The following is a 26448-nucleotide window of genomic DNA, read 5'->3' as shown; positions in this document are numbered from 1 at the left end:
GGCAGCCGTTGAGGACCGGCCGCGCACAGACTCAGTCGTTACGCAGTTGCGGTAAACCAAAACGACGATTTGCCAGCACCGGTAACACTTTTCTGGCATGCGCCAGACGATCTTTATCCAGCTCGGCAAACACCAGTGCCGGGGCCTCGGCTGCGCGGGCGATAGCCACACCCAACGGATCGACCACCATACTGTTGCCGATATTGCGCTCGCCACATTCACCCACGGCCACCATATAGGTGGTGTTTTCCAGTGCGCGTGCCGTGACCAGCACTTCCCAATGCATTTCTTTCAGCGGACCTTTCACCCACGCGGCAGGCAGCACCAGTACATCGGCACCGTCGAGCACCAGACGCCGCGCCAGTTCCGGGAAACGCACGTCATAACAGGTCATCAGGCCGACGTTAAACCCGGCGACATTCACCAGCGGCGGTATTTCGTCACCCGCCGTGACATTTTTTGATTCCTGAGAGGAGAACGCATCATAAAGATGCAACTTTTGATATTCAGAAATAATTTCGCCATTACGGATTGAAATCAGCACGTTATATGCACGACCATCCGGTGCAGGCGTATGCACGCTCATCATGGTGGTCATCTGATTGCCACGACTGGCCGCCAGCAACTGACTGACAAACGGGCCATCCAGAGGTTGTGCTGCTTTTAAAACCAAATCCGGATCGGTAATGTCACGCGCCAGAATGCCTTCCGGCAGCACCAGCAAATCCACGCCCGCTTCGACAGATTTCGCCATCAGCGAAAGACAGGTTTCGACGTTGGCTTCCCATTCACGGGAAACAGCAAACTGACCTAATGCAACTTTCATTTTTGACTCCCCCCGTCGCTTATTTGTGAAAGCGATCGGTTAAGTGTTACTGAGCAAAGTTCGGGAACAAATCTCCCGGCGTCAGGCGCCTGGCAGTCAGCCCCTGGGCATGTAATTCCTGCGCAAAATCGTCGATCATCTTTTCATTGGCGGCGTAACCGTTTGCATTCCAGTCCGCAGGTAAATCGACCACAGTGCGACGTAAATCATCCAGCAACCATGGCGTGGTATCGGCATATTTCGCGCGCTTATCCATCCAGACTTCATAAGAGCGATCGATGATTTCGCTCAGCGCCTGCGGTAACCACGGATGCTCCTCGGCCAGCGCAGGTTTGATTGCCAGCAGGTGGATGCCCGGGATGTACCCGACGCGGTTGAAATAGGCCAGTTCGGCGGCACGAAAATCCGGCTGGAACTGACGGAAACCGGAATCAGGCTTGAAGAATCCCTCAGGCATAAACGGTGTAAATACCGCATCCAGCCAGCCTTCCTGTAACAACTCCATCATAGGACGTTCTTCCGGCACGGCTTCGATGCGCCCTTCGCGGCCAAAACCGGCCAGACGGTCAACAATCGGGTGCGCTTCGGTCAGGCGGCCGACATACCAGTTCGCATCTTCAATGCCCACACCTTCAAGTGCCAGCAACGTGCGGGTCCAGGTATTGCCGGAATCCTGCCAGCCGGTCAGGCCAATACGTTTACCGGCCAGTTGATAAAGTTCGGTCAGCGGGCTGTCTTCACGGGTGATGATGCAGCGCTGACGGAAGCCGCGCATCAGAAAATGCGGTATCGCCAGTAAATCAGATTCGCCCCGCGCACGCCCTTGTGCATAACGGCTGAAAGACACTTCACCCGCATCGTATTTATCGCTGGTCCCCAGGTTATCAACTAAAGTGCCCACGCGGTCTATCTCGAGATTAAACCCTTCCGGTTTAAGATCGCCTAATGCCAGCGGCGTAAAATAATCCCAGTCACGAACCGCCAGCCTGATGGTAATCGTCACATCTTTCCCCTTAAGTGTCAGCATGGTTAATATGCAGAAAAACAACTGTGCGTTTACAAACCTGCCCGAAAACACACCAAATTCTTTTACTAAGGCCATCATCTTCACGGCAAGATGATTATTTTATCGCCTGCGTTGGCTAAGTTTGATACTAATGGCATAAATTAATATGTACAATAGAATCTTTGTTACTGAACAAAAGGCAAAAAAATGACAGAAAACTCTCTCGAAAAAACGCTGGATGCAGAATGGTTGGCGACGCAATTACAGGATCGTTCCATGCGGGGCATTGCGATTGAAACCGCAGCGATGATCCGATCCGGTGTGATCGAGATTGGTACGCATCTTCCCGCCGTGCGTGAACTCGCGCAGGCGCTGGGCGTCAGTCCGGCCACGGTTTCAGCCGCCTGGGGTCAGTTGCGACGTCAGAAAGTGATCGCCGGACGGGGGCGAAACGGCGTCTGGGTGTGCGGCGATATGCTGTCTCCACGACCGGCACGCTTCGAGAAAATCGGCAATTTTGGTGAGCATATTATTGCGGATCTGGCGCTGTCATCGCCGGATCCGGCACTGTTGCCTGACTTGCACGAAGCCATGCAGCGCGGTGTTGGCGCAGACAATCTGAACAGTTATCAGCGTGAGGCTATCGCGCCGTCGCTGCTTGAGGCCGCACGCCAGGACTGGCCTTATGACGCCCCCGCTTTTATGGCGGCGGATGGTGGATTTGACGGCATGAACCTGACGCTGCAAACCCTGCTGATGCAGGGTTCGGTGGTGGCAATTGAAGACCCGACTGCCACACGCCTGCTGGATATGCTGGACAATCTCGGTGCGCAGGTCATTCCGGTGAAGTGCGACGAATTCGGCCCCACGCCGGAATCACTCAGTCAGGCACTGCTGAAAAATCCTTCAGCCTTTATTTTTCAGCCACGTACCCATTCGCATTGTGGCCATGCGATTAACGCAGAACGTTATGCTGCGCTGGCCAACATTCTCAGCCAAAGTAACACACTGATTATTGAAGATGACGGGATCGGACAGTTGTCACGTTACGCGCCGCTGAGTATGGGCAGCAAACTGCCGGACCGCACGGTGCATGTCCGTTCTTATTCCAAAGCGTACGGCCCGGATTTGCGGCTGGCGGTGATTTCGGGATCGGTGGATTTAATCAAACAAATCAAATCATTCCGTAACTTTGGTGCCGGCTGGTCGAGCCGTATTTTGCAGGAAGCGCTGGCGTGGCTGATTAACGATCCGAAAACGCAGGAAGGGATTACGCAGGCTAAAAAAGTGTATGCGGAGCGACGCAAAGCCATGTCCGATGCGTTGCGCATTCGCGGCGTGAATATCCCCGACCGCGACGGACTGGCGATGTGGATCCCGGTGCCATCGGAACAGTTTGCGCTGGTAACGATGGCCGCGCGTGGTATTGCGGTTCTGCCCGGCGAACGCAGCCGCATCGGGCCGGGGCAATTTATCCGTATCAGCACCAGTCAGATGAAACCGGAGCAGGTTGATCTGATCGCCGACGCTATCGTGCTGGCGCTGGATGTCTGATCATTCAGAGTTTTTTCAGCAGATACTTTGGCGATTCCTCGTACTGCGCCCGCGCATAAAAAGTGTGGGCGCGTACACGGCGGGTATGGCTGTGAACTTCCATCCGGTCACACCCCCGGTCCGCTGCCAGACGTTCGGCCTCATCCAGCAATTTCTGGCCAATACCGCTGCCACGCGCGTGATCGCTGACGCACAAATAACTGATACGGCAAAATTCGCCAGCCAGCGCAATTTGCGGAATGAAATGCAACGAAATAAACCCGACAGCCTGACCTTCTGTTTCGGCCACTAACAGGCGGCTGTCCGGGTTCACGGCCATTTTTGCCACACGTTCAGCTATCGCTTCAGACCTGTTGGGATAATCCAAATCCCCCAGCAATTGCGCCAGAACTGGCGCATCCTGCACGGTACCTTCTCTGATTAACATCGCCTTTTCCTTTTCACAAACTGTTTCCGAAACGCGTCTACACAAGCGCCATCACACAATGTAAACTGAGCGCCTGCATTACTTTGCACTGTGGAGATGACATTCCTCCCAAACCGCCTTTACCGGCTGATGATGTCTGCGCAATCTCGCGAGAGGTTCGTAGCGTCATGCCCGGGCCTTTCTGAATTTCATCTATTTTTTAAGGTATCACTATGTTTAGCACCTTACTTGCAGTCTTTATTGGCGGTGGTATTGGCAGCGTTGTGCGCTGGTATGTCAGTCTCAAAATGAACGGAATGAGTCCGCTACTGCCCGCCGGCACCCTGACCGTGAATCTGGTCGGCGCCTTTATCATTGGCCTGGGCATCGCGATTTTCACCCGCCTGACCCATATCGACCCGGTATGGAAGCTGCTGATCACCACCGGCTTCTGCGGTGGCCTGACAACCTTCTCCACCTTCTCTCTGGAGGTGGTTTACATGCTACAGGATGGTCGCTTTGGTGCCGCCCTGCTGAACATGGCGCTGAATCTGGCCGGCTCACTGGCCATGACATTACTGGCGTTTATGCTGGTCAGCTGGTTCAGCGCACACTGATCCTATCCTCCGGCGATGCCTTTTTAATGACAAAAGGCATCGCTGTGATAAATCTGTGACGCGGGTTCACCTCCTCCCGCCGTATCTTAATGTTTCCTTCATCTTATCTGCAGATAATAGCGTCAGTTCACTCTGGTTTATCTTTGAGGTATGACATGTTTTCTGTGCCAAAAACGTCTTCTGAGTTCCTGGTTGTTGCCCTCTGTGTTCTGACAGTTGTGGCTTTTTTACAGGCATACTTTGCTTAACAGCCCCGCCTGACCCGCAGCCCCCCTTTCCCGTAAACGGCGCATTCCTTTGGATTGCGCCGTTTGCCTTTGTGCGTCACGCTTAATTGCGCTGAAACGAAACGCCACTTTTTATTTCATTCATAATACAAATATTTACCTGTTCCTCCTTATTGCCTATACTTGAGAATGATCGTTCGCAACCTACATCAGTCACATTACCGGGTATCTCATGCTTCACCCACAACAATGCACTAAAGATGCGCGCATCAGCGCCCGACGCGACCAGATTATTGCCGCCGCCCGCCTGTGTTTTCGCAAGCATGGTTTCCACGGTGCCGGTATGGCTGAAATCGCTAAAACTTCACAGCTCAGTGTGGGGCAGATATACCGCTACTTCGCCAATAAAGATGCGATCATCGAAGATATCGTGCGGCGAATAGTGATGAAAAAAATCAGGCTGATGACCGGCAACGCGCATAATTTGCAGCAGGTGGCTCATAACCTGGCGCACCGTCGGATTGGCAATTTAAGCGCGCCGTATAAAGAAGATCAGTGCATCGAACAAAAAGAGCAGGCCGAAATTGACCACGCGCTGATGCTGGAAGTCGCCGCAGAAGCGACCCGTAATCCGATCGTGGAAAAAATCTGGCGTGACTCCGAAAAACAGCTTTTTAACGAAGCAAAAACGCTCCTCAGTGTCACCTTCCCGCAATTTTCCGATGCTGAAATGACCGCAAAAGTCGAATCATTAGCGGTGATTTGCGAAGGCACGGCTTTTCGTCGCCTGACGACTGTTCACGCCGACGCTGAGATTCTGGAAGCCTTATACCATCGCTACTTCCGGAGCCTCTTCGAAACGGATTTAACCACCAGCAAACTGGAATAAACTTTTACCATGAGCGCTCACCTGCACGAAAAACGCCTCGGTTACGCCCTTGTTCTCGGCTCGCTTGCCGCACTCGGGCCGTTATGTACGGATTTATATTTACCGGCATTGCCGGAGATGGCTGGCGACCTGAATACGTCCACCGCCAGCGCGCAGTTAAGCCTGACCGCCGGTTTACTCGGCCTCGGTTTCGGCCAGTTACTCTTCGGCCCGCTGAGCGACCGCTATGGCCGTATGCGCCCGCTATTGTGGTCACTGGCGTTATTGCTGGCTGCCTCGGTCTGGTGTGCGGTGGCACAGGACATCAGTCAGCTGATTGTCGCTCGTCTGTTGCAAGGGATCGCCGGTGCCGGTGGCGCGGTATTGTCACGCGCGGTGGCAAGGGATTTGTATAACGGGCACGAACTGACACGGTTTTTTGCGTTGCTGATGCTGGTGAACGGGCTGGCACCGATCATCGCCCCGGTACTGGGCGGCGCAATGCTGCACTGGGTTAACTGGCGGGGAATATTCGGCGTACTGGCGTTTATTGCCATCTTACTGTTCAGCTTCTCCTCGCTAAAACTGCATGAAACCTTAACGCCCGAACGCCGTTCAGGGGGCGGTATTTTCAGCATGCTGGGCTCGGTATTCAGCCTGCTGAAACATCGTCCGTTTATGGGGCTGTGCCTGACACAGGGCTTTATTATGGCCGGGATGTTCGCGTATATCGGCGCGTCACCTTTTGTGCTGCAACAGATTTACCATCTCAGCCCGCAGATGTTCAGCCTGTGCTTTGCGATTAACGGCATCGGCCTGGTGATTTCCGCACAGGTGTCTACCCGTCTGAGCCGCCGCTTCGGCGAAATGGCGCTGGTCAAGGCCGGTTTGTGCATCGCCGCAGTGGCCTCGGTGGCGCTGGTGATTTCCGCCAGCCTGAATGCGCCACTCGTGATGTTACTGGTGCCGCTGTTCTTCTCGGTGATGGTGATAGGGATTATCAGCCCGAATGCAGGCTCGCTGGCGATGCAAAGTCAGGGGAAAAATGCAGGCAGCGCGTCTGCCCTGCTGGGCGTGTGTATGTTTGCGCTCGGGGCAGTTGCCGTACCGGTAACGGGTTTCGGCAGCCATCCGGCGTTGTCGATGGGGCTGACCATTCTCGGCTGCTACGCGATTGCTATCCTGATGTTCGTGACGCTGGTGCGTAAACCGGCATAAGGTTCTGGCGAACGACAGGCAAAAAAAAACCCGCTTCGGCGGGTTTTTCAATAAATCGGCTAAAGTCAGATAGCGATAACGTTAGCAGCCGACGGGCCTTTGGCACCATTGGTGATTTCGAACTCTACGCGTTGGCCTTCAGCAAGGGTTTTGAAACCGTTGCTGGAAATAGCAGAGAAATGAACGAAAACATCTTTGCTGCCATCTTCAGGGGTAATGAAACCAAAACCTTTAGATTCATTGAACCACTTAACGCTACCTTTAATCTTAGACATCAAACTTACCTTTACGTGAATGTTGGACACAAAATGTGTGTCAAACACAGTACAGCAACAGATTTGGCTTTTGTCCAGAATTCTGATGGCAATAAGCGATAAACCTCTCACTCTTCACCTTCTGCTGCTTTTTTCTGCTGCCAAAAAGCCCCTTAATAGCCTTATGACATCAACCGGTTAGAAGAATGAGTCATCATCATTGTTGAAATCATCAGTGTTGAAGTCATCATTTCCAAACCCCAAATCCGAATTGTCATTACGCAGCGACGCATCTTCCCATGACGGCTGATTGCTGTCGAAACCCTGACTGTTATCGAGGAAGCTGCTGTCGGCAGGATTGAGATCCTGCACTGGCGGTTCTTCGATGATATTGACGATTTCCTGCGGCTGGCTGTGATGGAACATGCCGGTCAGCATATCCGCCAGCACCACCCCACCCGCGACGCCCGCCGCCGTGCGCAATGCACTGCCCAGAAAACCCGGCTGCTGGGGTGCAGCTTGTGCCGGTGCCTGCTGTTGCGGCTGTTGGGCATATTGCTGTTGCTGAGGCTGACTTCCCCAGCCTTGTGTACCGGGAATGGGCTGGCTGCCCTGCGAAGCCTGGCGTTGCGGTTCAGGCTGAGACGTGCCACCGCCAAACAAGCCAGCCAGAAAACCGGTGCTTTGCGGTTTGGCCGTCTGCGCCTGTTGTTGCAACTGCTGAACCTGCTGTTGCAATTCTTGTACCTGCGCATTCAGTTTGGTCAGCGCCGCTTCCTGAATAATCATTGCCTGCGCCATGTAATACGGGGCAGATGGCTGCTGACGAATATGGGCCTGAATCACACGTTCAGCTTCCGCATCACGCGGTGCCGTGTTGGACTCAGCCTGTTGTAAGCGACTAAAAAGCCCGTCAATTAAACGCTGTTCTTCAGATTGCATAAATTCACCTTGTTGATATGTCGTACTGCGTCAGGAGCGACGCCGGTCGGCGTTATTCAGATACAGTAATACAGTTAGTTTTTTGTATAAATTAACGGAGTGTCAACAAATGTGACGGAGGTAAAGTTAGTGCAGAAAGCGCGCAGAGGGATTGAAAAACCGCCTGCGGGGCCACAGGCGGGGGAAATATCAGCACTTACTTTTTCGGTGTCCAGCCAAGGATGAAATCCTGATCCGGCAGGTTGGTATAGTTACGTACGATGTCGTGGTAAGTCTTCGCCGGGTCCAGATCTTTAAACTGTTGCGGATAAATAAACTTCGCCAGATATTCCATCCCGACAATGTTATACGGATGGTTGTAGAACTGGTGATAAATACCGTAAACGTGGCCCGCATTCACCGCAGGGATTTGCGCCACGCCGGTGCGTGAAAGCAACACTTTGGCTTCTTTATCCACATCCGCTTCATCCGCACCGTAGCCAAACGGCAGAATATGCGTCACAGAGCCACTTTTCGGACGTGCCGAACCGGTCATGATGTAAACGTCCGGCTTCATGCTGATCACCTGTTCCAGAGAAACGGTGCCTGATGCGCCCGGCAGGAGGCTGGAACCGATGTTATTGGCATCTACCGCCTGGATCAGTTTTCCCCATCCCGCATTACCGTGTGTGAAACAGCAGGAGTCGTCGCGACCGGCAATTGGCTCGATAAACACATTCGGCCTGGTTTTAATCGCCTCTGCGGCTTTCTGAATAGCCTGGAAATGCTGGTTATAGAACGTGGTGTAGGCGCGGGCGTTATCCTCCTTATTCATCACTTTGCCGAGCAGATCAATACTTGGCGCGGTGTTTTTTGCGGGATCCAGTTCGTAATCGACAAACAGTACAGGGATGTGCAACGCGGCGAGTTTATCCAGCACCCCGGCCTGCGCCAGTGAATCTTTCGCCCTCATCTGCGCAATCATCAGATCTGGTTTTTTAGCGATCACCGTTTCCAGATCCACCTGCCCTTTGTCGCTGAATCCCATATCGAGGATTTTCGCCGATTCAGGCCATTTGCTTTTCAGCATCTCCCAGGTACCGCTGTCAGTTTTCTTCAGCAGGTTATTCCAGGCCACCACATGCTGAAAAGGATTGGCTTTATCCAGCACCGCCAGCGCCAGAAGGTCGCGCCCGTCCTGCAAAATGACCCGTTGCGGCGCTTTATCGATGGTGACTTTCTGACCGGCTATGTCCGTGACCGTCAGCGGATACGTGGTAGCAAAACTGGCAAAGGAGGTCGCCATCAGACCGGCAACAGACAGCACGCGAGCAGTATTCTTTAACATGCGATTACCCGAAAATGAGAATAAATGAAAAATGATTTTGATAATTGTTATCAACAGAAGTCAAAATAATAAACAAGGAAAGGTGAAGGGGGCAACGTTTTTAAAGCGGACAGAGGGAGTTAAAACATGTCGAAATATTAACGGGATACCACAGAGGCATCCCGTTTTTTATCAGACTCTCGCGGGCAATATCAGCCGCTGGCTTTGTCACGGCCAATAAAGTGCAGCAGAAATTCGCTCACCATCACCCGTTTAAACGCGGACTGTTTTTTGTCAGCCGCGGCGCTGTGACCGCCGTCAGTATTCTCGTAAAAATAGACCTGCGGGATACCCAGCGCCTGCATTTTCGCGGCCATTTTACGTGCATGGTCAGGCCCGACGCGGTCATCGCTGGTCGCCGTTGAGAACAATACCGGCGGATATTTTTTTGCCGGATCGATATTGTGATACGGCGAAAACTCGCGGATAAACGCCCATTCTTCCGGTTTCTGCGGGTCGCCGTATTCAGCCATCCACGAAGCGCCAGCCGAGATTTGCGTGTACCGGTACATATCCAGCAGCGCCACTTCACACACGATGGCCCCGAATAATTCCGGGTAGCGTGTCAGCATATTGCCGACCAGTAAACCGCCGTTGCTGCCGCCCTGCACCGCCAGATGGGCCGGTGAGGTGATCTTGCTGGCAATCAGCGCCTTCGCCACGGACGCGAAATCTTCGTAAGCGCGCAGACGTTTTTCTTTCAGCGCCGCTTTATGCCATTCCGGCCCGTATTCGCCACCGCCACGGATATTTGCCACCACAAACACGCCGCCGCGATCCAGCCACGACACACCGCTGACCCCGAGATAATACGGCTCAAGGGAGACTTCGAAACCACCGTAGCCATAAAGCAGCGTCGGGTTCCTGCCGTCATACGCCACATCTTTGCGCGAGATGACAAAATACGGCACGCGGGTACCGTCGTCGGACACCGCGAAATGCTGGCTGACCTGATAACGGGTGGCATCAAAATGCGACGGATCTTGTTTCAGCAGTTCGGCTTCCACGTCCGCGCCACTATCCAGATTTCCGAGCGACAAACTGGCCGGTTGCAGGAAACCGCTGACACTCATGAAATATTCATTGGTCTCATCATCCACGCCCCACGCATTGATTTTGCTCAGCTCCGGCACTTTACCGAACGGCTCACGCTGCCAGTCGCCGTCTTTTGGCGTCAGCACTTCAAGCCGGTTGACGACATCACGCGTGATACTGAGGATGATATGATCACGGGTGTAGGAATAGCCGTTGAGCTGGTCACGGGTTGCCGTCACGCCGCTGAGAGAAGAATGCGCACCCGGCATAAACAGAGGTTTCAGCGTGCGATCGCCTGCCATAAAAGCGTCAAAATTCATGGTCAGCAACGAACCGGACGGCCAGCTTTCGCCGTTCACCTGCCATTCACTTGAAGGCTGGATCAGGATCCACTCGCGCCAGTTACTGAATTTGGCATCCGCCGGCAGATCGATTTTGATTAAGTTTTTGTCGTCATCAAGCAGGAACACTTCACGGTGATAGAAGTCGGTGACACGCACCACATAATTGCGCTCAAACCCTTTGGTGGCATCGCTATAACCCGCCGCCATCATGTCTGTCTTTTCTGCGCTGAACACCGTGACCGCTTCGCACAGCGGTGTACCACGCTGCCAGATTTTGACGATGCGCGGATAACCGGAACCGGTCATTGAGCCTTCACCAAAATCAGTGGCGACAAACAAATGGTCGCGGTCAATCCAGCTGATGCGGCTTTTCGCGACCGGCAAATAAAAACCGTCCGGCACAAAATCCTGAGTGATTAAATCAAACTCGCGCACTTCAGAGGCATCACCGCCATCCGGCGACAGCACTAACAACGCACGCCCGAAATCCGGTTTTAAATTCCAGAAACCGTGAAACACCCACTCCTTCCCTTCGGCTTTACCCAGCGCATCGATATCCAGCACGGTGTGCCATTGCGGTTCGGCTTTACGGAATTCATCAAGCGTGGTCTTGCGTAAAATGCCTTTCGGGTTCTTCGCGTCCTGCCAGAAGTTGTACCAGTCGTTGCCACATTTCCACACGCCGGGGATTTGATCCGGCGAATTCAGGCCTTCCAGCACTTTCTCCCGCAGCGGCTCAAAATCGTGACCCTGCGTAAACGCTGCCAGCGTGATGGCATTTTGCTCACGCGCCCATTCAAGGGCTTTTTCGTTGCGTAAACCTTCGAGCCAGATGAAATCATCCTGCGGGGGAGTGCCTGAGTCAGTTGTCATGTCATTCTGCTCCTTCAGTCAATACAGCCATTTTGAATGCTTTTACATCAACGCTTTTACTCTCAAAGATAAAGAGTATCGCTTCAGGAATTTATTGCACCAGGATGCCCTGAATCAGGCTGGCTTTGACAATCGTCACCTGTGAGATATTCAGCGCCTGCATAAAGCCCTCCACCAGCAGTAAATTGCTGACATCGGTCGCGCGGTATTCGCCGGTAAGTTCACTGTCCCCTTTCCATACCTGATTTTTCGACACGCGTTCTACATCAGCCAGACTGTAAGTATTGTTCGCCGGATGGATCTGGTCTTTCAGCGAAAAACCATGAACGCCGCCGATACCAATCACCCGGCGGGTTTGCGCATCCTGTTTGATTTGAGGACTGACGTGCGTCCTCGCGTAGAAATTCACGTAACGCAGCACCGTATTGCGCAGCGATCCAATCGGGTTCGGCGAGGCGGCTTTATCCAGTTCCTGATTTTTAAGCACGCTGATAATGAATTCTTTCAGGGTTACCGATGCCAGTTTGCCCTGATATATATCCGTCACTGGCTGACCATTTTGTTCGCGGATGGCGGTCATTTGCATCGAGCCGCCGCCGATATCCCAGACCAGCAGATCCTGATTGTTGATGGTGTTGTCATGCAGCGCCGCCTTCGCCGACAGGAAACCCAGCTCCGCCTCCTGCTCCTGAGAAATCACACGAAGCTGGATTTGTGTCTGCTGGTTGAAACGGTCAATGACCTGCTGACCGTTAGCCGCTGAACGAAACACTGCGGTGGCAACGCCGGTAATGCGCTGCGGATGAAAGCTGCGGGCTTTATCGACCATCTGTTTCAGCGCCGTCACGCCCTGTTGTTGCATGGCCTCGCTGATCTGGTTGTTGCCGGATTTGCCCAAATCCTCATTAAAGCCCAGCGGCTTTTGGTCTTCATACAGCACTTTTCCCGGCAGATGTCGGCAAATATCAACCTGCGCCACCTGAATTTTGGTGGTGCCGGATCCCATGTCAATTGCCCCGCGGGTTTCGATACAGTTTTCTGCCAGCACAGAAAATGTGCTCAACGCGAATAAGGTGCCCAGAAAACCCTTTACCCAATAATTCATCTCATCCTGCCCCTGAAAAATAAAAGAAAAGTAGAAAGCATCCAGAAATACCCGTTTTATGGCGGTGATTTCAAGTCTTTTAGTTTCCTTTTACGTTCTGAATAACCTTCCGAAAAATGCAGGATTGTCCTTAAATAATCCATTCTGCGATCTGCATGGTTTCGGCAATCCTTTTTTGTGAGTCACTTCAAGCAATGAAATAACAGGAACGCCTATAAAGAAATCATTACTTTGTCATGACAAAAAATGACAGGGATTTGAGGTAGAAAAGGGAAACGAAAATCAGGCAGCCACAGAAAAGGAGTGAATGTATGGAATGGAAGATCATCGACATCCTGAATATCCCGCAGACCGGACTGAAATATATCTGTATCCAGGCTTTTAAAAACCTGAAGCTGATTTTGTCCGTAGACAATGATTTTAAGCTGCAAACCGGCGACACCTTAGAGATCACGCCGGAGGGCTATTCACTGAACCGTCATCAGGCACAGAGCCTGAAAATTCACCGAATGATGCCGTATTGTCAGCAACGCTGGCAGTCGCTTTCCATTCAATAAATGGGTTTACACGCACGTCAGCCATAGAAAAGCCGGCATTCAACTGACCGGCTTTTTCTTTTGTTCACGTCGCTGGTCCGAAATGCCGTCGTGATCACCAAATTGTTGCTCAGGTACATCCACCCAGCGGTCTTTGCGCGTCGCTTCATATTCCTGATTCAGAGGGTAATAAATCCGGTTTTCCGGCTTATTTGCCTCCCCCACCACCAGCAGCCGCACTTCCTCATCGCTGTTATTAATGAAGGTGTGACAGATACCGGTGCCGTGCGGAAAGGCCACGGCATCGCCCGGTTTCAGCGGATGCAGATGGCCGTTAATCCACGCGTCAGGATACCCTTCCAGCACGTACACAAATTCATCTTCCGCACTTTCCGCATGGGCGTAACAGGTACGACGCCCCGGTAATAAACGTTCGTGATGAATACCAATTTTCGTCAGGCCAAGCGCTCTGCCGAGCGGTGCGCCAATCGACATCAGTTCATCATCGCCGGGATAATTGCCGTCGTCTGGACCTTCCAGCTCGGTCCAGTGTCGGATAAAATCAGGTCTTTCCTTGCTCATAAAATCTCCGGATAACATTGCCAATAGTCAATTTTAGTACAGCGAAGGCGACTTCTGCTGCATCGAGTACGGACTTTGCGTCTGCGCAATATTTTTAGGCAGACAGGCAAATCTTATGTGTACCTTCTCGCCGTCGTTGCTTTCACCCAGCGTCTGGAATTTGCCGCTACAAAAATCGAAGATCTTTTTGTAGGTATCCGCGCGACGCTGCCGCTCAAGGATTGAAAACACGGATGTCGTATAACTTGCTTCGCCCTGCGTAAACGACGGGTCAAAATTGGCCGGGCGATAAGTCGCATCGCCAACCGGTTTATCAATAGATGAACAGCCTGCCAGCAAACCTGCGGCGACGGCCGCAGCGACCCACATTATGGTGATATTTTTCATTACTCATCCCGGAAAACGTTAACGTTATTCAGTGTAGCTGAGCAGAAGTATCTGTCCTGCTCACGCTGCCAATACTGTTTTTGCCATTTTGTTTCACATTCACCAATGCCCGTTCGGCAGCCGCCAGCCACTGGTTATAATCTTCATGATTGCGGGATGTCGCCACGCCGATACTCAGCGAACACTGGAAACCGGAATCCTGCGATAAGCGGATTTCTGAGGTTTTCAGTAATAACCGGTAACCCACGGCATACGCTTCTTCTTCAGAAACCCCCGGCAGGATCACCACAAATTCATCGCCCCCCAGAATAGCCGGGAAATCATTTTGCCCGGTTTCCTGCCGTAAAATCGCTGACACCGAGCGCAACACATAATCCCCCGCTTCGCGCCCGAACAAATCATTCACCATTTTCAGGTCATCAACGCCCAGCACCATCAGGCAGGATAAATCATGTTTTGCGCGTTCAAACTCCAGCATCAGACGCCGGTCGAGTAACCGCCTGTTAGGCAAACCGAGAAAAGGATCCATCAGGGCGGCTTTTTCCAGCTCGTGTTGTTTATCCCGCAGCTTTCTGGAAATGGAATAATTCGCTGCACTGAAAGCAATAATATAAATCGTGGAAAGCGGCAACGTCAGCCACAACGTCCGGTCAGTGACGGTGAAATAAAACGTCATTCCCGACAACAGCCAGCAGACAATAAAACCTGCGCAATAAAACAGCGCAGCGCGGCGCAGCAACTGCCAGCCACCGGCAGAAAAACGGTCAGCGATGAGAATAGCCGTAATAATGGCCGACGGCAGCGGACAAACGCCCATCAGCGCAACCCAGGCTCCCCCCGCGATGGCATCAAATGCCAGATTCCGGAATTCCGCCTGATTAGGGTGATTTGAGCGTTGTGAAATCAGCATAGCGACATGCGGCCAGACAAAGGCATTCAGCGCCAGCAGGCTGATGGCGATCCAGGAAGCATTGCGTTCAAGAAGGACAGAAAACACAGGAAAAAAGCAGAGAAAAGTGCCAAGTATCCGCATTAAGTACATTCGCCGTAAGAAGCGCTCTGAGCGCTCACGGACGAGACTTTCACCTGGAGAATAATATGGCATACGGGAAACGGCTCTTGAGTTGATTTCTATTTATATTAGTCGAGTTACTTATCTCAGAGCTACTGAAAGCGATAATTTTAATGCGCCGAACAACGGGGGTTTTTAGCGTTAAATAAGACAGGTTAATGGTTAACCAGAGAATTTAGGATAAAAATTCGGAAATACAGAAATAACCGTATCGATTTTAGGCAGTCACAATATATTGCCACAAAAAAGGCGGCTTTTACGCCGCCCTTTTGAGCAAAGGTTATATAAATTCCACCGGGACAGATGATTACTTACTGTACTGCGCGTCCGTCACCTTTTCCATCCACTCAACCGGACTGCCGTTCAGGGACTCGGCAATCGCGATGTGCGTCATGGCATTCTCCGGGGTCGCGCCGTGCCAGTGTTTCACCCCTTCCGGGATCCACACGATATCGCCCACATTCATTTCGCGAATTTCGCCGCCCTCCTCCTGCAACCAGCCACGGCCTTGTGTGATGATCAACGTCTGACCCAGCGGATGTGTGTGCCAGGCGGTACGCGCACCCGGTTCAAAGGTCACGATCGCGCCACCGACACGGGCAGATGCAGTGCCGCTGAACGGCGAGTCGATACGCACCTTGCCGGTGAAGTAATTTTCCGGGCCGTTTTGTGAAGGAACAGAACCACTTTTGGTAATTTTCATTTTATCAGTCATTTCATTCTCCGCCTGAGGGACTGCTGCTGGAAAGTTCGTCATGTCATAAACAATAGCGCCGTTCGTTTATGACGACCAGAGGGCAAAATATGAAAGGAGCTATGAGATAAATTCATAAGTCAGCACGCGCGGCAGGACAGCGATATAAAAATAACAATAAAGATCACGATTTGATCACAATCATCTCTAAAAAACGGACACTTATTTCAGGAAGATAATTAATTGATTTTATTTAAATTTTGTCTCATTCTGTTCGCACTTTAAGAAATATTGTATTTTTTGCATTTGCAGCCCGCCTCAGAGCGGGCTTTTTTATGTCGGAGAGACGGTCAGGTAAACATTACGTCAGTTTCCGCACCACCTTGCAGGGGTTTCCACAGGCAACCACGCCCGCTGGCACCGGTCGCGTGACCACACTTCCTGCGCCAATCGTGCAACCATCGCCAAGGGTCACGCCGGGCAAAATCACGCATCCGCCGCCAATCCAGACATCGTTGCCAATAGTGACTGGCCGGGCGCTGCCAATATGTTCACGACGTAAATCAATATCCAGCGGATGCTGTGCGGTATAAATTTGCACATCAGGGCCGATAAAAACGTTATTCCCTATTGTGACCGGCGCGCAATCAAGTAACACAAAATTAAAATTGATGAAAACATTATTGCCGATTCGGGTATTTATGCCGTAATCAATGCGCATGCCTTTTTCAAAATGGACATTGCAGCCCACTTCCCCAAATATTTCCCTGATCAGGGCGTCTTTCTCCGCCGTCTGACGGGCGCTCAGCGCATTAAATCCATCCACTTTATCGCGGGTCTGATAACGAATTTCACGTAATTCGTTATCATTAATATGGTAATCCAGCCCGCTGGTCATTTTGAGTAAGTCGCGCATCAACTGTTCCCTGATATTGTTCACATCCACAATGAATCACCGGCGTGTTTACTGCCCGATATCGCGCAGTTTTTTTCCGGACATAAGGTTTCTTTCTATTTGCTCCAGCGTGACGTTTTTCGTTTCCGGTATCAGGATGAAAGTGATCACCACGAACATCACGTTCAGCGCGGTGTACAGCCAGAATGTCCCTGCTGCACCGATATTGTCCATCAGCGTCAGGAAAGTAGCGCCGATAATCATGTTCGAAATCCAGTTGGTGGTGGTCGAACAGGTGATACCAAAGTCACGGCTTTTCAGCGGCTGAATTTCAGAACACAGGATCCATACCACCGGCGCCGCACTCATGGCGTAACCGGCAATACACATCATGGTCATACCGACCGACAGCCAGGAAAGTGCGGCACCGGCCGTGCCCTGATTGAATTGCTGAAGACAATATCCCAGCACCAGCGTGCCGAGCGCAATCACGCTAAAGCCAATTTTCAGTGCCGGTTTACGTCCCGCTTTATCAACCATGCCGATGGCAATAAACGTCGCGAGCACAAACGTCAGACCGACAATAATCGTGGCGATCATCTGCTGGCGTGTACTGGTAAATCCCGCCAGATTAAAAATCTTCGGCGCGTAATACATGATGATATTCATGCCGGTAAACTGCTGCATCGCCTGCAACAACATGCCTAAGCCGACAGCCCGGCGCACATTACTGTTGGCTTTAAATAATTCCCATCCGCCCTGTTTCAGTTTCAGGCTTTCACGGATTTCATTCAGTTCCTGGCGGGCCTTTTCCGAGGTATCGCGCAGCATTCTCAGCACACGCTCGGCCTCAATATGCTGCCCTTTGGCGGCCAGCCAGCGCGGGCTGTTTGGTAAAAAACACACCGCAATCATCAGCACAAACGCCGGAATCGCCAGCACGCCCAGCATTGCGCGCCAGTCACCGCTGCTGCTGAATGCGGTATCAGAAAGGAAAGCCAGCAAAATGCCGATCGTCACCATCAGCTGATACATGGCAATCATCTTGCCGCGAATGGTTTCTGACGCCATTTCAGACAGATACAGCGGTGCGGTGTAGGACGCAATACCGACAGCAAAACCGAGGATCAGGCGCGACACCATCAGGATTTCAATGCTGGAAGCGAAGGCGGAGCCGAGAGAACCGAGAATAAACAACAGCGCTGCCGCCATAAGGCTGTATTTGCGTCCCAGCCGGAAAGAGAGCCAGCCATTGGCCAGCGCACCGAACGCTGCGCCGAGCATCATGATGCTGACAACCCATTCCTGCTGGCGGCTGCTCAGCACAAAATGCTCAGTAATAAAGGGAAGCGCACCAGAAATCACACCAATATCGAGACCGAATAACAGCCCCGCCATCGCCGCCGCAAAAGACACAAACAGGTTCATCACTTTGGTGTTTTTGAGCGAACTTTCAGTCAGTTTAACCACATCAGATGACGACATTTTTTTCTCCGGAAAGGGGGAATACAGCAACGGACATCAGAAAAAAATCATTCAGCCATTACGATAAGCACAAGTGCCCTGTGGGGTGAGAGCAGGAAAGGCACATATATACACAATCGTGCTGCACCGGACTTTCTGTGATCGGGATCACTGGGGAGAAGATGGCGGCGATATGGTGCAGGGGAATAAAAGTCAGGCAGAACCGATCGTTGCGAGATATCTTCCAAATCTGAATACAACTCCCTGTAAATGCATCCAGCCTGTTTCTTTGCTTCGGCAGCAGGAATAAAGTCTCCCCGCTGCGGCAAAATCCGCAGCCGGAATTAGCGTTCCGATACTTACACGGCGAAATTATGTGATAATTTCGTGCGCTTTGATTCACCCCAAATAATGGTGGCTCAGGCAGGGGCTTCGCAAGAAGCATCGGATTCGTGTAAGCCGGTACGCTAACCCTGTCTGAGCTGCCACCCGAGTTTAGCGTCTCAGGTGGTCGTCTTTAACTTTCTTACACGAGATTTCTATCATGACGAACACCGAAACTGCTTTCTCTGAAAACTCAATTACCGTCTTCCGCTCACTGATCGCCGAGCTGGATTTCAGCCATTTCGAAGATGCTCAGCTTTACGATCTCAGCGCGCTGGCATCGGACTCTGCCGAAGGATTGTGCCACGGCCTGCTGTGCCTGAGCGAAGGGCTGGAGAATGGTGAGATATTACCGCCGGAAGGTATCCCGCAGGTCAGCGCCTATCTCAAGGCGACCGCGCATTTATTACCCGTATTGTTTGAGCTGAGTGAACGGGCGAATGACAGCTTAGGGAAAGCGGGAAAAGTGAGTCCTGCCGCGATTAACTGACAGGTATCAGACATGAAAAGGCCCGCCGCACTGTTCTGGCGGGCTTTAAAGCACCCACTCTCCCCACATCCTTTAATCCGGAAAATTTTTTACTTTTCAGTTTGCACTGAGTCGTGTCTGGCGTCAGGATTTACCCTGATTCCCCATTGGCAGTGATAAAGGCTTATCGATAATGACGACTCAGACACCTAAAACGCCGGTTGCGGCAGGGACAATTTTTAGCGCAGCCGGTCTGCAATTTCTGAATAAACTCGCGCAAAACAACACCCGGGACTGGTTTAAGGCTAATCAGGACGAATACGAGAATACGCTGAGAACGCCCGCGCTGCGCTTTATCGAGCAAATGCAGCCAGAGATTATTGCCATTTCCCCGAGACTGACTGCTGTCGCGAAAAAAGTGGGGGGCAGCCTGATGCGCCCGCAGCGCGACAGCCGGTTCAGCAAAGATAAAACGCCGTATAAAACCAATGTCGGCATTCAGTTTCGTCATTTCCAGGGCAAAGATGTGCACGCACCCGGCCTCTATCTGCACATCGCCGAAGACGGTTGTTTTATTGCGGCAGGGATCTGGCACCCGGAATCAAAAGCGTTAAACGCGATTCGCGCCTGTATTGATGAGAACCCGAATGCCTATCAGAAAGCGCTCAAGACATTGCACGATAACGGGTTTGTGATGGACGGCGACAGTCTGAGTCGTCCGCCAAGAGGCTACGACAAAAACCACCCGCTGTTAGCTGAATTAAAACGCAAAGATTTTATCGCGATTAAAAACATCGCCTTTGAAGATCTGTGCAAGCCAGATGTTATTGATTTTTGCGCAGAGCAGTTCAGACATTGCGCGCCGTTGATGTCCTATCTGTGTTTTGCACTTGAGCTGGACTTCTGAAGCTGATGAGACGACAGGTTTACCCTGCCCGGTGAAGTGCGAAGCATTCTTGACACCTGAAACAGCCAAAATTATATTTTCACTGTCATGACAGCAACCGGCCAGAGGCCTCGTGGTTGAATGCGCTGGCCGGTTTGCTAAATCCCTTTCCCCTGACAGCATGTGTACTGTTGCGCTCAGGGCTGTGATGTTCTGCTCATTTCAACCCGGCTAGCGGACCGGGCTTTGGTGCGTGTAACCCACTACTCTCTAAGACCTTCTATCGCCTGACACAATGCATCATTAGGCTTACCTGTTATTGTCACAGCTGATTGTTGAACACGCTCTAAACGACTGGCAATTCTAGAGCGACTTATCTCTTCCCCATTCTGAGCAAGCATAAAGCAACATTCACCTACCATCCTGCACGCTTCTTCAAAAACGGGATTCAAAATCTCCATAAAACCTCCAAACGGACTAAAAAAACCCCGTAGAGTAGCTGAAGATTTCAGAAAAAATTTTTCCATTAGAAAAATTAACAATCATCTCTGAATGCGCATCAAAACGGTTTTAGCTGACAACAGATCGTCTGCCAGCCCCAGGCATTATTTTGCACTGACGAAAATCCCCCTGACAGGGTGAGTTCAATCGATAGCTGCAACTTGTTCAGCTTCGCACGCGGCAACGTTCAGCCGCGAACACTAGCCGATGATAAACGCAGTGCTGATTCGCTTTGCGTTGAATCAGAATCGCAGGCCGTTAAATCCGCCCGTAGAAGGTCATTCTGGCAGACTCAGACAACGAAATATCAGGCTGAGAATTGTAAGCCAAAACCACCAGCATGCGCGTGGTCTCCCCCTCCGTTGGAGTCACACGATGAATCGCATTCCGGCCGCGGAACAGCACCAAATCGCCTGCCTCAATGCCGAGTTTTTTCGGCTCAGTTTGCTTATCCAGTAATTTTTCCACGCCATCAAAATTCATGTCGCCAGCATCAGCGTCGCGTAAGTTCTCAACGTATTCAAACACACCGCCAGCCTGAGGTTTTTGAATCAGCAGGGTGATGGCAAAAGAGGAGTTATCGAAATGCCAGCCCAGCTCCTGGCCTTCGCTGGCGTAATGCAGGTTGATTGAAGAGAGTTTATCAGCGTAAGGATACAGTTGCGCCTCACCCAGCACCGCGCAAAGAAACGCACGAAACACTGGCGCGTTATACAGTGCGCGCAGTGCCGAATCCTGCGGGATCTCTTCATCGGTAATACAGCCCTTTGAGGAAACAATCTGCCGATTTCTTGGATGCGAATCTGGCAGCCCGGCATCAGGTTTCAATAGATAAACATTATGATTATTGCTGGTGTAATAGGCCAGATGGCGATTTTCATCCCCCTCACGCTTAATCGCTTTCAGCGCAGCAGGATTAAGAAAGTCATGCAAGACCAGGGCGCCCTTTTCATTCAGCGTCTGTTTACACTGAGAAAGAAAATTCGTATCCAATATCGGATTCGCCGCGAAATTTACGATCGTATCGAGTTCTTGCATCATTAATTCTCATGAATTATTCAGGGGGAAAATAGTCGCTTCTACTTTAACCAAGTCATTAATAGCTGGGAAATGAAAAATAGTGATCACATTATCGCCATGAATCCCCATTGGGGTAAGTTTGCAAGGGGTTTAGCCGCCTGATGTCTCTCCCTTTGACGCAACACGCAAATATCATATTAAACATTTCTATTGATAAAGATTCTCCTCATCCCTGCCGATATTTCTGATACAGGCGGCAACACCGCCTCTCATTCCAATGTGCGCCAGCGATAGCACGCCCCCTGCCGCTAATACAGTTTAGTCAACATGCTTTCCTCCCCCCTTATGAAAGGCGTACATATGAATTGCATCTTCAGCGTGATCTGGAACCACAGCCGTAATGCTTTTGTGGTCGTCAGTGAGCTGACCACTCGCCGTGGAAAACGCAGTGACGTCCGTGCGATTCAGGTCGATGATCATTCAACCCCATTCAACGGCGCGATCACGCCGCCACCGTTTGCCATTGCCCTTATCTCATTCATTGTTTCATTCATGCCTGTTATCAGCATGGCCGCAGATTTGCCCACTGGCGGTAATGTCGTTCTCGGCAGCGGCCAGATTGGCGCGGCGGCCGATCATCAACTGACGATCAACCAGTCCGGCCAAAAAATGGCAATTGACTGGCAGAGTTTTAATATTGGCAAAGACAACAAAGTGACCTTTGTTCAGCCCGGCGCTGATTCGGTTGCCCTGAACCGGGTGATCGGTGCTGACGGCTCGAAGATCATGGGCCAACTCAACGCCAATGGCCGGGTGTTCTTAATCAACCCCAATGGCGTGCTGTTTGGTCAGGGCGCCTCCGTCAGTGTCGGCGGGTTGGTGGCTTCGACACTCAATATCTCGAACCAGGATTTTGCTAACGGCAAGTACAGGTTCAGGGGGGATGGCAGCAACGCCAGCGTCATCAACCAGGGCACGATTAACGCTGCCGACGGGGGAGCCGTGGTGTTACTCGGCGGCACCGTCAGCAACCAGGGCGTGATTGTTGCGAAACAGGGTACCGTCGCATTGGCCGCCGGCAATGCGGTGACGCTGGACTTCGCAGGTGATGGCTTGCTTAACGTCCAGGTCGATGAAGCGACCAGAAATGCCTTGGTGGAAAACCGCCAGTTGATTCAGGCCGACGGTGGCCAGGTCATTATGACCGCGGCGGCCAGCAATGCGCTGCTCAGGACGGTGGTCAACAACACCGGTGTGATTGAAGCGCGAGGCTTGCAGAACAAGAACGGTAAGATTTCCCTCGGTGGCAGTGACAGCGGTCTGGTGCGCGTCGCCGGTACCCTGGATGCCTCTTCAACCCGGGGCACGGGCGGCGCGATTCAAATCACCGGCCAGAACATTGCGCTCACATCCGCCACTCTGAATGTCTCAGGTGCCAGCGGTGGCGGCAGCATCAAGATCGGCGGCGACGCTCAAGGCAAAGGCCCCCTGGCTAACGCACAAGGTGTCAGCGTGGATGCGGGCAGCAGCCTCAAGGCTGACGCCGGAACCACGGGAAAAGGCGGCAACATAGTCGTCTGGTCCAACGGAACGACCGTGGCCAAGGGCAATTTCTCGGCCAGGGGCGGCACGCAAAGCGGTGACGGAGGATCCGTAGAAACCTCCGGCCATCACGTTGACTTCACTGGCATCCAGGTGAACACCTCGGCAACCAAAGGCAAAACGGGTAACTGGCGGGTGGATCCTGAAGACCTGAACGTTGATGACGCTTCAGCAGCCACAATCAACGCCGCTCTCCTGAACACCGACGTCACCCTGCAAACCACCGGCACCCTCACCTCCACGGCAACAGGCCTCGGTGATATTTCCGTTAATTCAGCCCTGAGCTGGAGTTCACCAAACACCCTGACGCTGGACTCGTTCCACTCTATTGCGATCAATGCCAATGTCTCCGTCACCGGTGCAGGTGGTCTGGTGCTGGTGACGAATAACAACAGCAACGGTACCAGCAGTGGCAGCGGTGATCTCACGTTTGCCAAAGGCGTCTCGGCCAGTTTCACGGCACCGGAAGGCAGCGGGCAGCGTTTGAACATCAACGGTTCGGCTTACACGCTGGTTTACAGCATGGCCGACATCGACGGAATCGACGGGGATCCGGCTTCGTCTGGCGCAATTACAGACCAGACAGCGGCAGGCGGACTGGCAGGGCATTACGCCCTGGCCCGTAATCAGGATGCCAGTGGCGTCATATATACGAACGCACTCGTGGGGAGCAATTATGATTATGATTCGCCCTTCTCCGGCACCTTTGAAGGCCTGGGTCATACCCTATCGAATCTGACCATCACGGCTCCGGACGCAAACAACACGGGGCTGTTTGGCGACAATCAGGGGGCAACGGTTCGGGATCTGGGTGTAGTTAATGGCGCTATCAGCGGCGGATCTTACGTCGGCGGTATCGTCTCTATGAACCAGAGTTCCTCCTCTGTATTAAACAGCTATTTCAGCGGCACGGTGTCAACGTCATCCTCCGGCATAATGGTCGGGGGGATCGCCGGCTTTAATGGAAATAACTCGACGATTGCAAACAGCTATAGCATGGGCACGGTAACGGGCACCCGCTGGACAGGAGGAATAACGGGCTATAACGGCAGTGCCCTGGTGACAAACAGCCACAGCTCCAGCAACGTAAATGGCGGTAATGGTGACTACGTTGGCGGGGTCGTGGGCGCTAACGAAAGCGCCACTATCACTAACAGCTATAGCACCGGCAACGTGTCGGGCAATACACGTGTTGGCGGGGTGGCAGGCAACAGCTACCGGGGGTCAATTTCTGACAGCTACAATACGGGCAACATATCGGGCAACAGTTTTGTTGGCGGTATTGTTGGCCTTAACGATACTGCCAGCTCCCTCGCCAATAGCTACAATTTCGGCAATGTCCAGGCTGACTATAATGTGGGCGGGGTCGCAGGCTATAACGACAGCGCTATTTTCTCCAGTTATTCCACCGGTCAGGTGCGGGGGGCGACGGGCAGTAACGCTGGCGGTGCTATTGGCTACAATCAAGCCAATAGCACGGTGACAAACGTTTACTGGAATAGCGTCACCAGTGGCAACACTGTCGGGATTGGCGGCGGCGTCACTTCCGGGGTCACCGGTTTAACCCTCGCACAGTTACAGGGCGTATTACCTTCTTATTTCGATAATACCGTTTGGGGCACAGCCAGCGGTCTTTACCCCTATTTGAAATCCCAATATCCGAACGGCACACCGCAAGCCATTTCCGGCTTCGCTCAAAACAGCGATGCGGCTGGCCAGGTCTCCACCGTGATTAACGGCCTGGTGGTCGGTACCTCCTCCATCGGCGCCGGGGGTTACTACTACAGTCTGCTCGCGCCCGGCACCCTGGCGAACACTGATGTGTTCACCTATGCGCAAAGCGGCGGCAATCTGGCTAATACCTTCACGCAGGGTGTGACGGGGACGACCAGTAACATCAATCTGACGGCTGACACGCTGGTACTGACGGGCAATGAAAACTCTCTGTCCTCGCTGCTGACAGATTTGAACGCGGCCAGCGGCAACGCAGACAGCGCCCACAAGCTGTTTACCCTCGATGCCAGTGGTCTGAACGCCACCGGTAATGTGCAATTCACCCGGGCCGGGAGTTTCATTTTTGACCAATCCCTGAGCGCGGTCGGCAACAGCAACGTGAGCGTCGCAGGGGATTTGACCATCGCATTGGGCGAGCATGTCAGCGGGTCTGATGTGGTGTTATCCGCCACGGGTGCCTTTATTAACAACGCGGGCAGTCATGCCGTTACCGCCTCAACTGTCGGCGGACACCACTGGGTGATTTATTCCAATACCCCCGCCACCGGTACCTTTGCCGGACTGAACAGCAACAATACTGCTATCTGGAATGCCAGCATTAATACCCTTCCGGCGAGCTCCGTAACCGGTAACCGGTACGTGTTCCGCTATCAACCGACGGTCACCTACACCCCGGCAAATGTCAGCAAGACCTATGGTGATACGGCAGATGTCAGCTCTGCGTATACAACCTCTGGAGTAAGTGCCGGGGTTACAGGAGCATTTGCAGCCGATACCCTGGCTAACGTGGTAGCGGGCACTTTAGCGATATCTTCAACGGGAACAGCGGCTACTGCGGGTGCAGGCAGTTACGCCATCCTGGCAAGCCAGGGGACTTTAAGCGGTTTGCAGGGTTACCTGGTCGCACTTGCAAGCCACGGAAACTTAACTGTCAATGCCAGAAACATCACCGTAGCGGCCAGCAGTGGCAGCTCAACGTACGGCGCGACCCCTGTCCAGCCAGCCCTGAGCGCCATCGGCCTGGTCAACGGCCAGGATGTGTCGGTGCTGAGCGGTTTGAGCAGCACAGGCATTAGCGGCACCACCAACGTCGGCACCCATGTGGTGAGCGTGCGGGGCGTCCTGACCAATGGCAACTACAGCGTGACTCAAACATCCGATGGCCAATGGATCGTCGCTCCCCGCGCCCTGGCCGTTATTGCTAACAACCTTGGCAAAATCGTCAACACCAGCGACCCGGCACTGACCTGGTTCACCAATGGAAATCTGGTTAACGGTGATCACCTCAACGGCAATCTGACGCGCAGTGCTGGCGAAACAGCCGGTCAGTACAGGATTGAACAAGGCTCGCTAAACAACAGCAATTACGCCATCGCTTTCACTGACGGTACGTTCAACATCGGTGTAACGCCGCTAAACCAATTGCTCAGTTTGCTCAGTGCCCCCGAAAACGTAGCGGCGGTGACCACCCAACCTCTGCGTAAATTACCGACCCCCACCACGTCTCTGGCGGTGCAGTTGCCGTCCGACGGCCTCTATAGCGTAATTGAGCAAGGCTTGCGCCTTCCGGAAGGACTTTGA

At 52.5% G+C, this 26448-nt stretch carries 23 protein-coding genes and 1 riboswitch; of the genes, 8 read left to right on the top strand and 15 right to left on the bottom strand.

Translation table 11 applies throughout. The features are described 5' to 3' along the window. Window positions 1-31: 31 nt before the first annotated feature. Complete coding sequence (locus LC431_RS02790) at window positions 32-826, bottom strand: deaminated glutathione amidase (RefSeq protein ID WP_013576508.1); 795 nt, start codon at window positions 824-826, stop codon at window positions 32-34. A 46-nt stretch (window positions 827-872) separates the two neighbouring features. Then, window positions 873-1829: a nitrate ABC transporter substrate-binding protein gene (locus LC431_RS02785; RefSeq protein ID WP_041673235.1), complete on the bottom strand. Its 957-nt coding sequence runs from the start codon at window positions 1827-1829 to the stop codon at window positions 873-875. 210 nt (window positions 1830-2039) lie between these two features. Between LC431_RS02785 and LC431_RS02780 the strand changes: the two genes are divergently transcribed. Next, entirely contained in the window at window positions 2040-3386 is a 1347-nt protein-coding gene (locus LC431_RS02780; RefSeq protein WP_013576510.1) for an aminotransferase class I/II-fold pyridoxal phosphate-dependent enzyme, read from the top strand. Between the two features lie 4 nt (window positions 3387-3390). On the opposite strand, the gene LC431_RS02775 is transcribed toward LC431_RS02780, so the two are convergent. Continuing rightward, window positions 3391-3813, bottom strand: coding sequence for a GNAT family N-acetyltransferase (locus tag LC431_RS02775; protein WP_037037019.1), 423 nt, complete (start codon window positions 3811-3813; stop codon window positions 3391-3393). 83 nt (window positions 3814-3896) lie between these two features. After that, a riboswitch (Fluoride riboswitch) is annotated at window positions 3897-3959 on the top strand. A 66-nt stretch (window positions 3960-4025) separates the two neighbouring features. Here LC431_RS02775 and crcB point away from each other — a divergent pair. The 3 genes from crcB (at window position 4026) to LC431_RS02760 (ending at window position 6722) form a co-directional block, all read left to right on the top strand. Next, window positions 4026-4409 (top strand): fluoride efflux transporter CrcB, encoded by a 384-nt coding sequence (gene crcB, locus LC431_RS02770; RefSeq protein WP_037037017.1) that lies wholly within the window; start codon window positions 4026-4028, stop codon window positions 4407-4409. A 459-nt stretch (window positions 4410-4868) separates the two neighbouring features. Beyond that, window positions 4869-5525: a TetR family transcriptional regulator gene (locus LC431_RS02765; RefSeq protein WP_223509241.1), complete on the top strand. Its 657-nt coding sequence runs from the start codon at window positions 4869-4871 to the stop codon at window positions 5523-5525. Between the two features lie 9 nt (window positions 5526-5534). Beyond that, window positions 5535-6722, top strand: a complete 1188-nt coding sequence (locus LC431_RS02760) for a multidrug effflux MFS transporter (protein WP_037037013.1) — start codon at window positions 5535-5537, stop codon at window positions 6720-6722. A gap of 65 nt (window positions 6723-6787) precedes the next feature. Here LC431_RS02760 and cspE read toward each other — a convergent pair whose 3' ends face one another. The 5 genes from cspE to LC431_RS02735 all read right to left on the bottom strand — a co-directional run bounded on the left by cspE (window position 6788) and on the right by LC431_RS02735 (window position 12641). Further along, window positions 6788-6997 (bottom strand): transcription antiterminator/RNA stability regulator CspE, encoded by a 210-nt coding sequence (cspE, locus tag LC431_RS02755; protein ID WP_009636912.1) that lies wholly within the window; start codon window positions 6995-6997, stop codon window positions 6788-6790. Between the two features lie 177 nt (window positions 6998-7174). After that, entirely contained in the window at window positions 7175-7918 is a 744-nt protein-coding gene (locus LC431_RS02750; RefSeq protein WP_013576515.1) for a DUF2076 domain-containing protein, read from the bottom strand. Window positions 7919-8114: 196 nt separating this feature from the next. Then, window positions 8115-9245 carry an ABC transporter substrate-binding protein gene (locus LC431_RS02745; RefSeq protein WP_013576516.1) on the bottom strand — a complete coding sequence of 377 codons (1131 nt, stop codon included), beginning with the start codon at window positions 9243-9245 and terminating at the stop codon, window positions 8115-8117. Window positions 9246-9436: 191 nt separating this feature from the next. Then, window positions 9437-11536, bottom strand: a complete 2100-nt coding sequence (locus LC431_RS02740) for a prolyl oligopeptidase family protein (RefSeq protein WP_223509240.1) — start codon at window positions 11534-11536, stop codon at window positions 9437-9439. 91 nt (window positions 11537-11627) lie between these two features. Beyond that, window positions 11628-12641: a Ppx/GppA phosphatase family protein gene (locus LC431_RS02735; RefSeq protein ID WP_013576518.1), complete on the bottom strand. Its 1014-nt coding sequence runs from the start codon at window positions 12639-12641 to the stop codon at window positions 11628-11630. Window positions 12642-12952: 311 nt separating this feature from the next. Between LC431_RS02735 and LC431_RS02730 the strand changes: the two genes are divergently transcribed. Continuing rightward, window positions 12953-13198 carry a hypothetical protein gene (locus LC431_RS02730; protein ID WP_013576519.1) on the top strand — a complete coding sequence of 82 codons (246 nt, stop codon included), beginning with the start codon at window positions 12953-12955 and terminating at the stop codon, window positions 13196-13198. Window positions 13199-13237: 39 nt separating this feature from the next. On the opposite strand, the gene LC431_RS02725 is transcribed toward LC431_RS02730, so the two are convergent. The 6 genes from LC431_RS02725 to LC431_RS02700 form a co-directional block, all read right to left on the bottom strand. Then, window positions 13238-13759, bottom strand: a complete 522-nt coding sequence (locus tag LC431_RS02725; protein ID WP_013576520.1) for a cupin domain-containing protein — start codon at window positions 13757-13759, stop codon at window positions 13238-13240. Between the two features lie 33 nt (window positions 13760-13792). Continuing rightward, the gene (locus LC431_RS02720) at window positions 13793-14146 is read right to left on the bottom strand and encodes a hypothetical protein (protein WP_013576521.1); all 354 of its coding nucleotides are present in this window, start codon (window positions 14144-14146) and stop codon (window positions 13793-13795) included. Window positions 14147-14174: 28 nt separating this feature from the next. Beyond that, window positions 14175-15179, bottom strand: a complete 1005-nt coding sequence (locus LC431_RS02715) for a diguanylate cyclase (RefSeq protein ID WP_223509239.1) — start codon at window positions 15177-15179, stop codon at window positions 14175-14177. Window positions 15180-15525: 346 nt separating this feature from the next. After that, entirely contained in the window at window positions 15526-15921 is a 396-nt protein-coding gene (locus tag LC431_RS02710) for a cupin domain-containing protein (RefSeq protein WP_015690278.1), read from the bottom strand. 352 nt (window positions 15922-16273) lie between these two features. Beyond that, the gene (locus tag LC431_RS02705; protein WP_223509238.1) at window positions 16274-16828 is read right to left on the bottom strand and encodes a sugar O-acetyltransferase; all 555 of its coding nucleotides are present in this window, start codon (window positions 16826-16828) and stop codon (window positions 16274-16276) included. Between the two features lie 48 nt (window positions 16829-16876). Beyond that, a complete protein-coding gene (locus LC431_RS02700; RefSeq protein ID WP_255347879.1) occupies window positions 16877-18319 on the bottom strand; it encodes a sugar porter family MFS transporter in 1443 nt (480 codons plus the stop codon). A gap of 496 nt (window positions 18320-18815) precedes the next feature. Between LC431_RS02700 and LC431_RS02695 the strand changes: the two genes are divergently transcribed. Then, window positions 18816-19145, top strand: coding sequence for a hypothetical protein (locus LC431_RS02695; protein ID WP_112198617.1), 330 nt, complete (start codon window positions 18816-18818; stop codon window positions 19143-19145). Window positions 19146-19317: 172 nt separating this feature from the next. Further along, window positions 19318-20031: a DUF2461 domain-containing protein gene (locus tag LC431_RS02690; protein ID WP_013576527.1), complete on the top strand. Its 714-nt coding sequence runs from the start codon at window positions 19318-19320 to the stop codon at window positions 20029-20031. A 738-nt stretch (window positions 20032-20769) separates the two neighbouring features. On the opposite strand, the gene LC431_RS02685 is transcribed toward LC431_RS02690, so the two are convergent. Then, window positions 20770-21549, bottom strand: coding sequence for a 2OG-Fe(II) oxygenase (locus LC431_RS02685; RefSeq protein ID WP_015690279.1), 780 nt, complete (start codon window positions 21547-21549; stop codon window positions 20770-20772). 342 nt (window positions 21550-21891) lie between these two features. On the opposite strand from LC431_RS02685, the gene LC431_RS02680 reads away from it, so the two are divergent. Next, entirely contained in the window at window positions 21892-26448 is a 4557-nt protein-coding gene (locus LC431_RS02680) for a filamentous hemagglutinin N-terminal domain-containing protein (RefSeq protein ID WP_223509235.1), read from the top strand.

It is taken from the genome of Rahnella sp. GSA61A (assembly GCF_019969905.1).
Taxonomy (GTDB): domain Bacteria; phylum Pseudomonadota; class Gammaproteobacteria; order Enterobacterales; family Enterobacteriaceae; genus Rahnella; species Rahnella aceris.
Note: the sequence above shows the minus strand (reverse complement) of the source record. Positions and strands in the feature narration are given on the sequence as shown.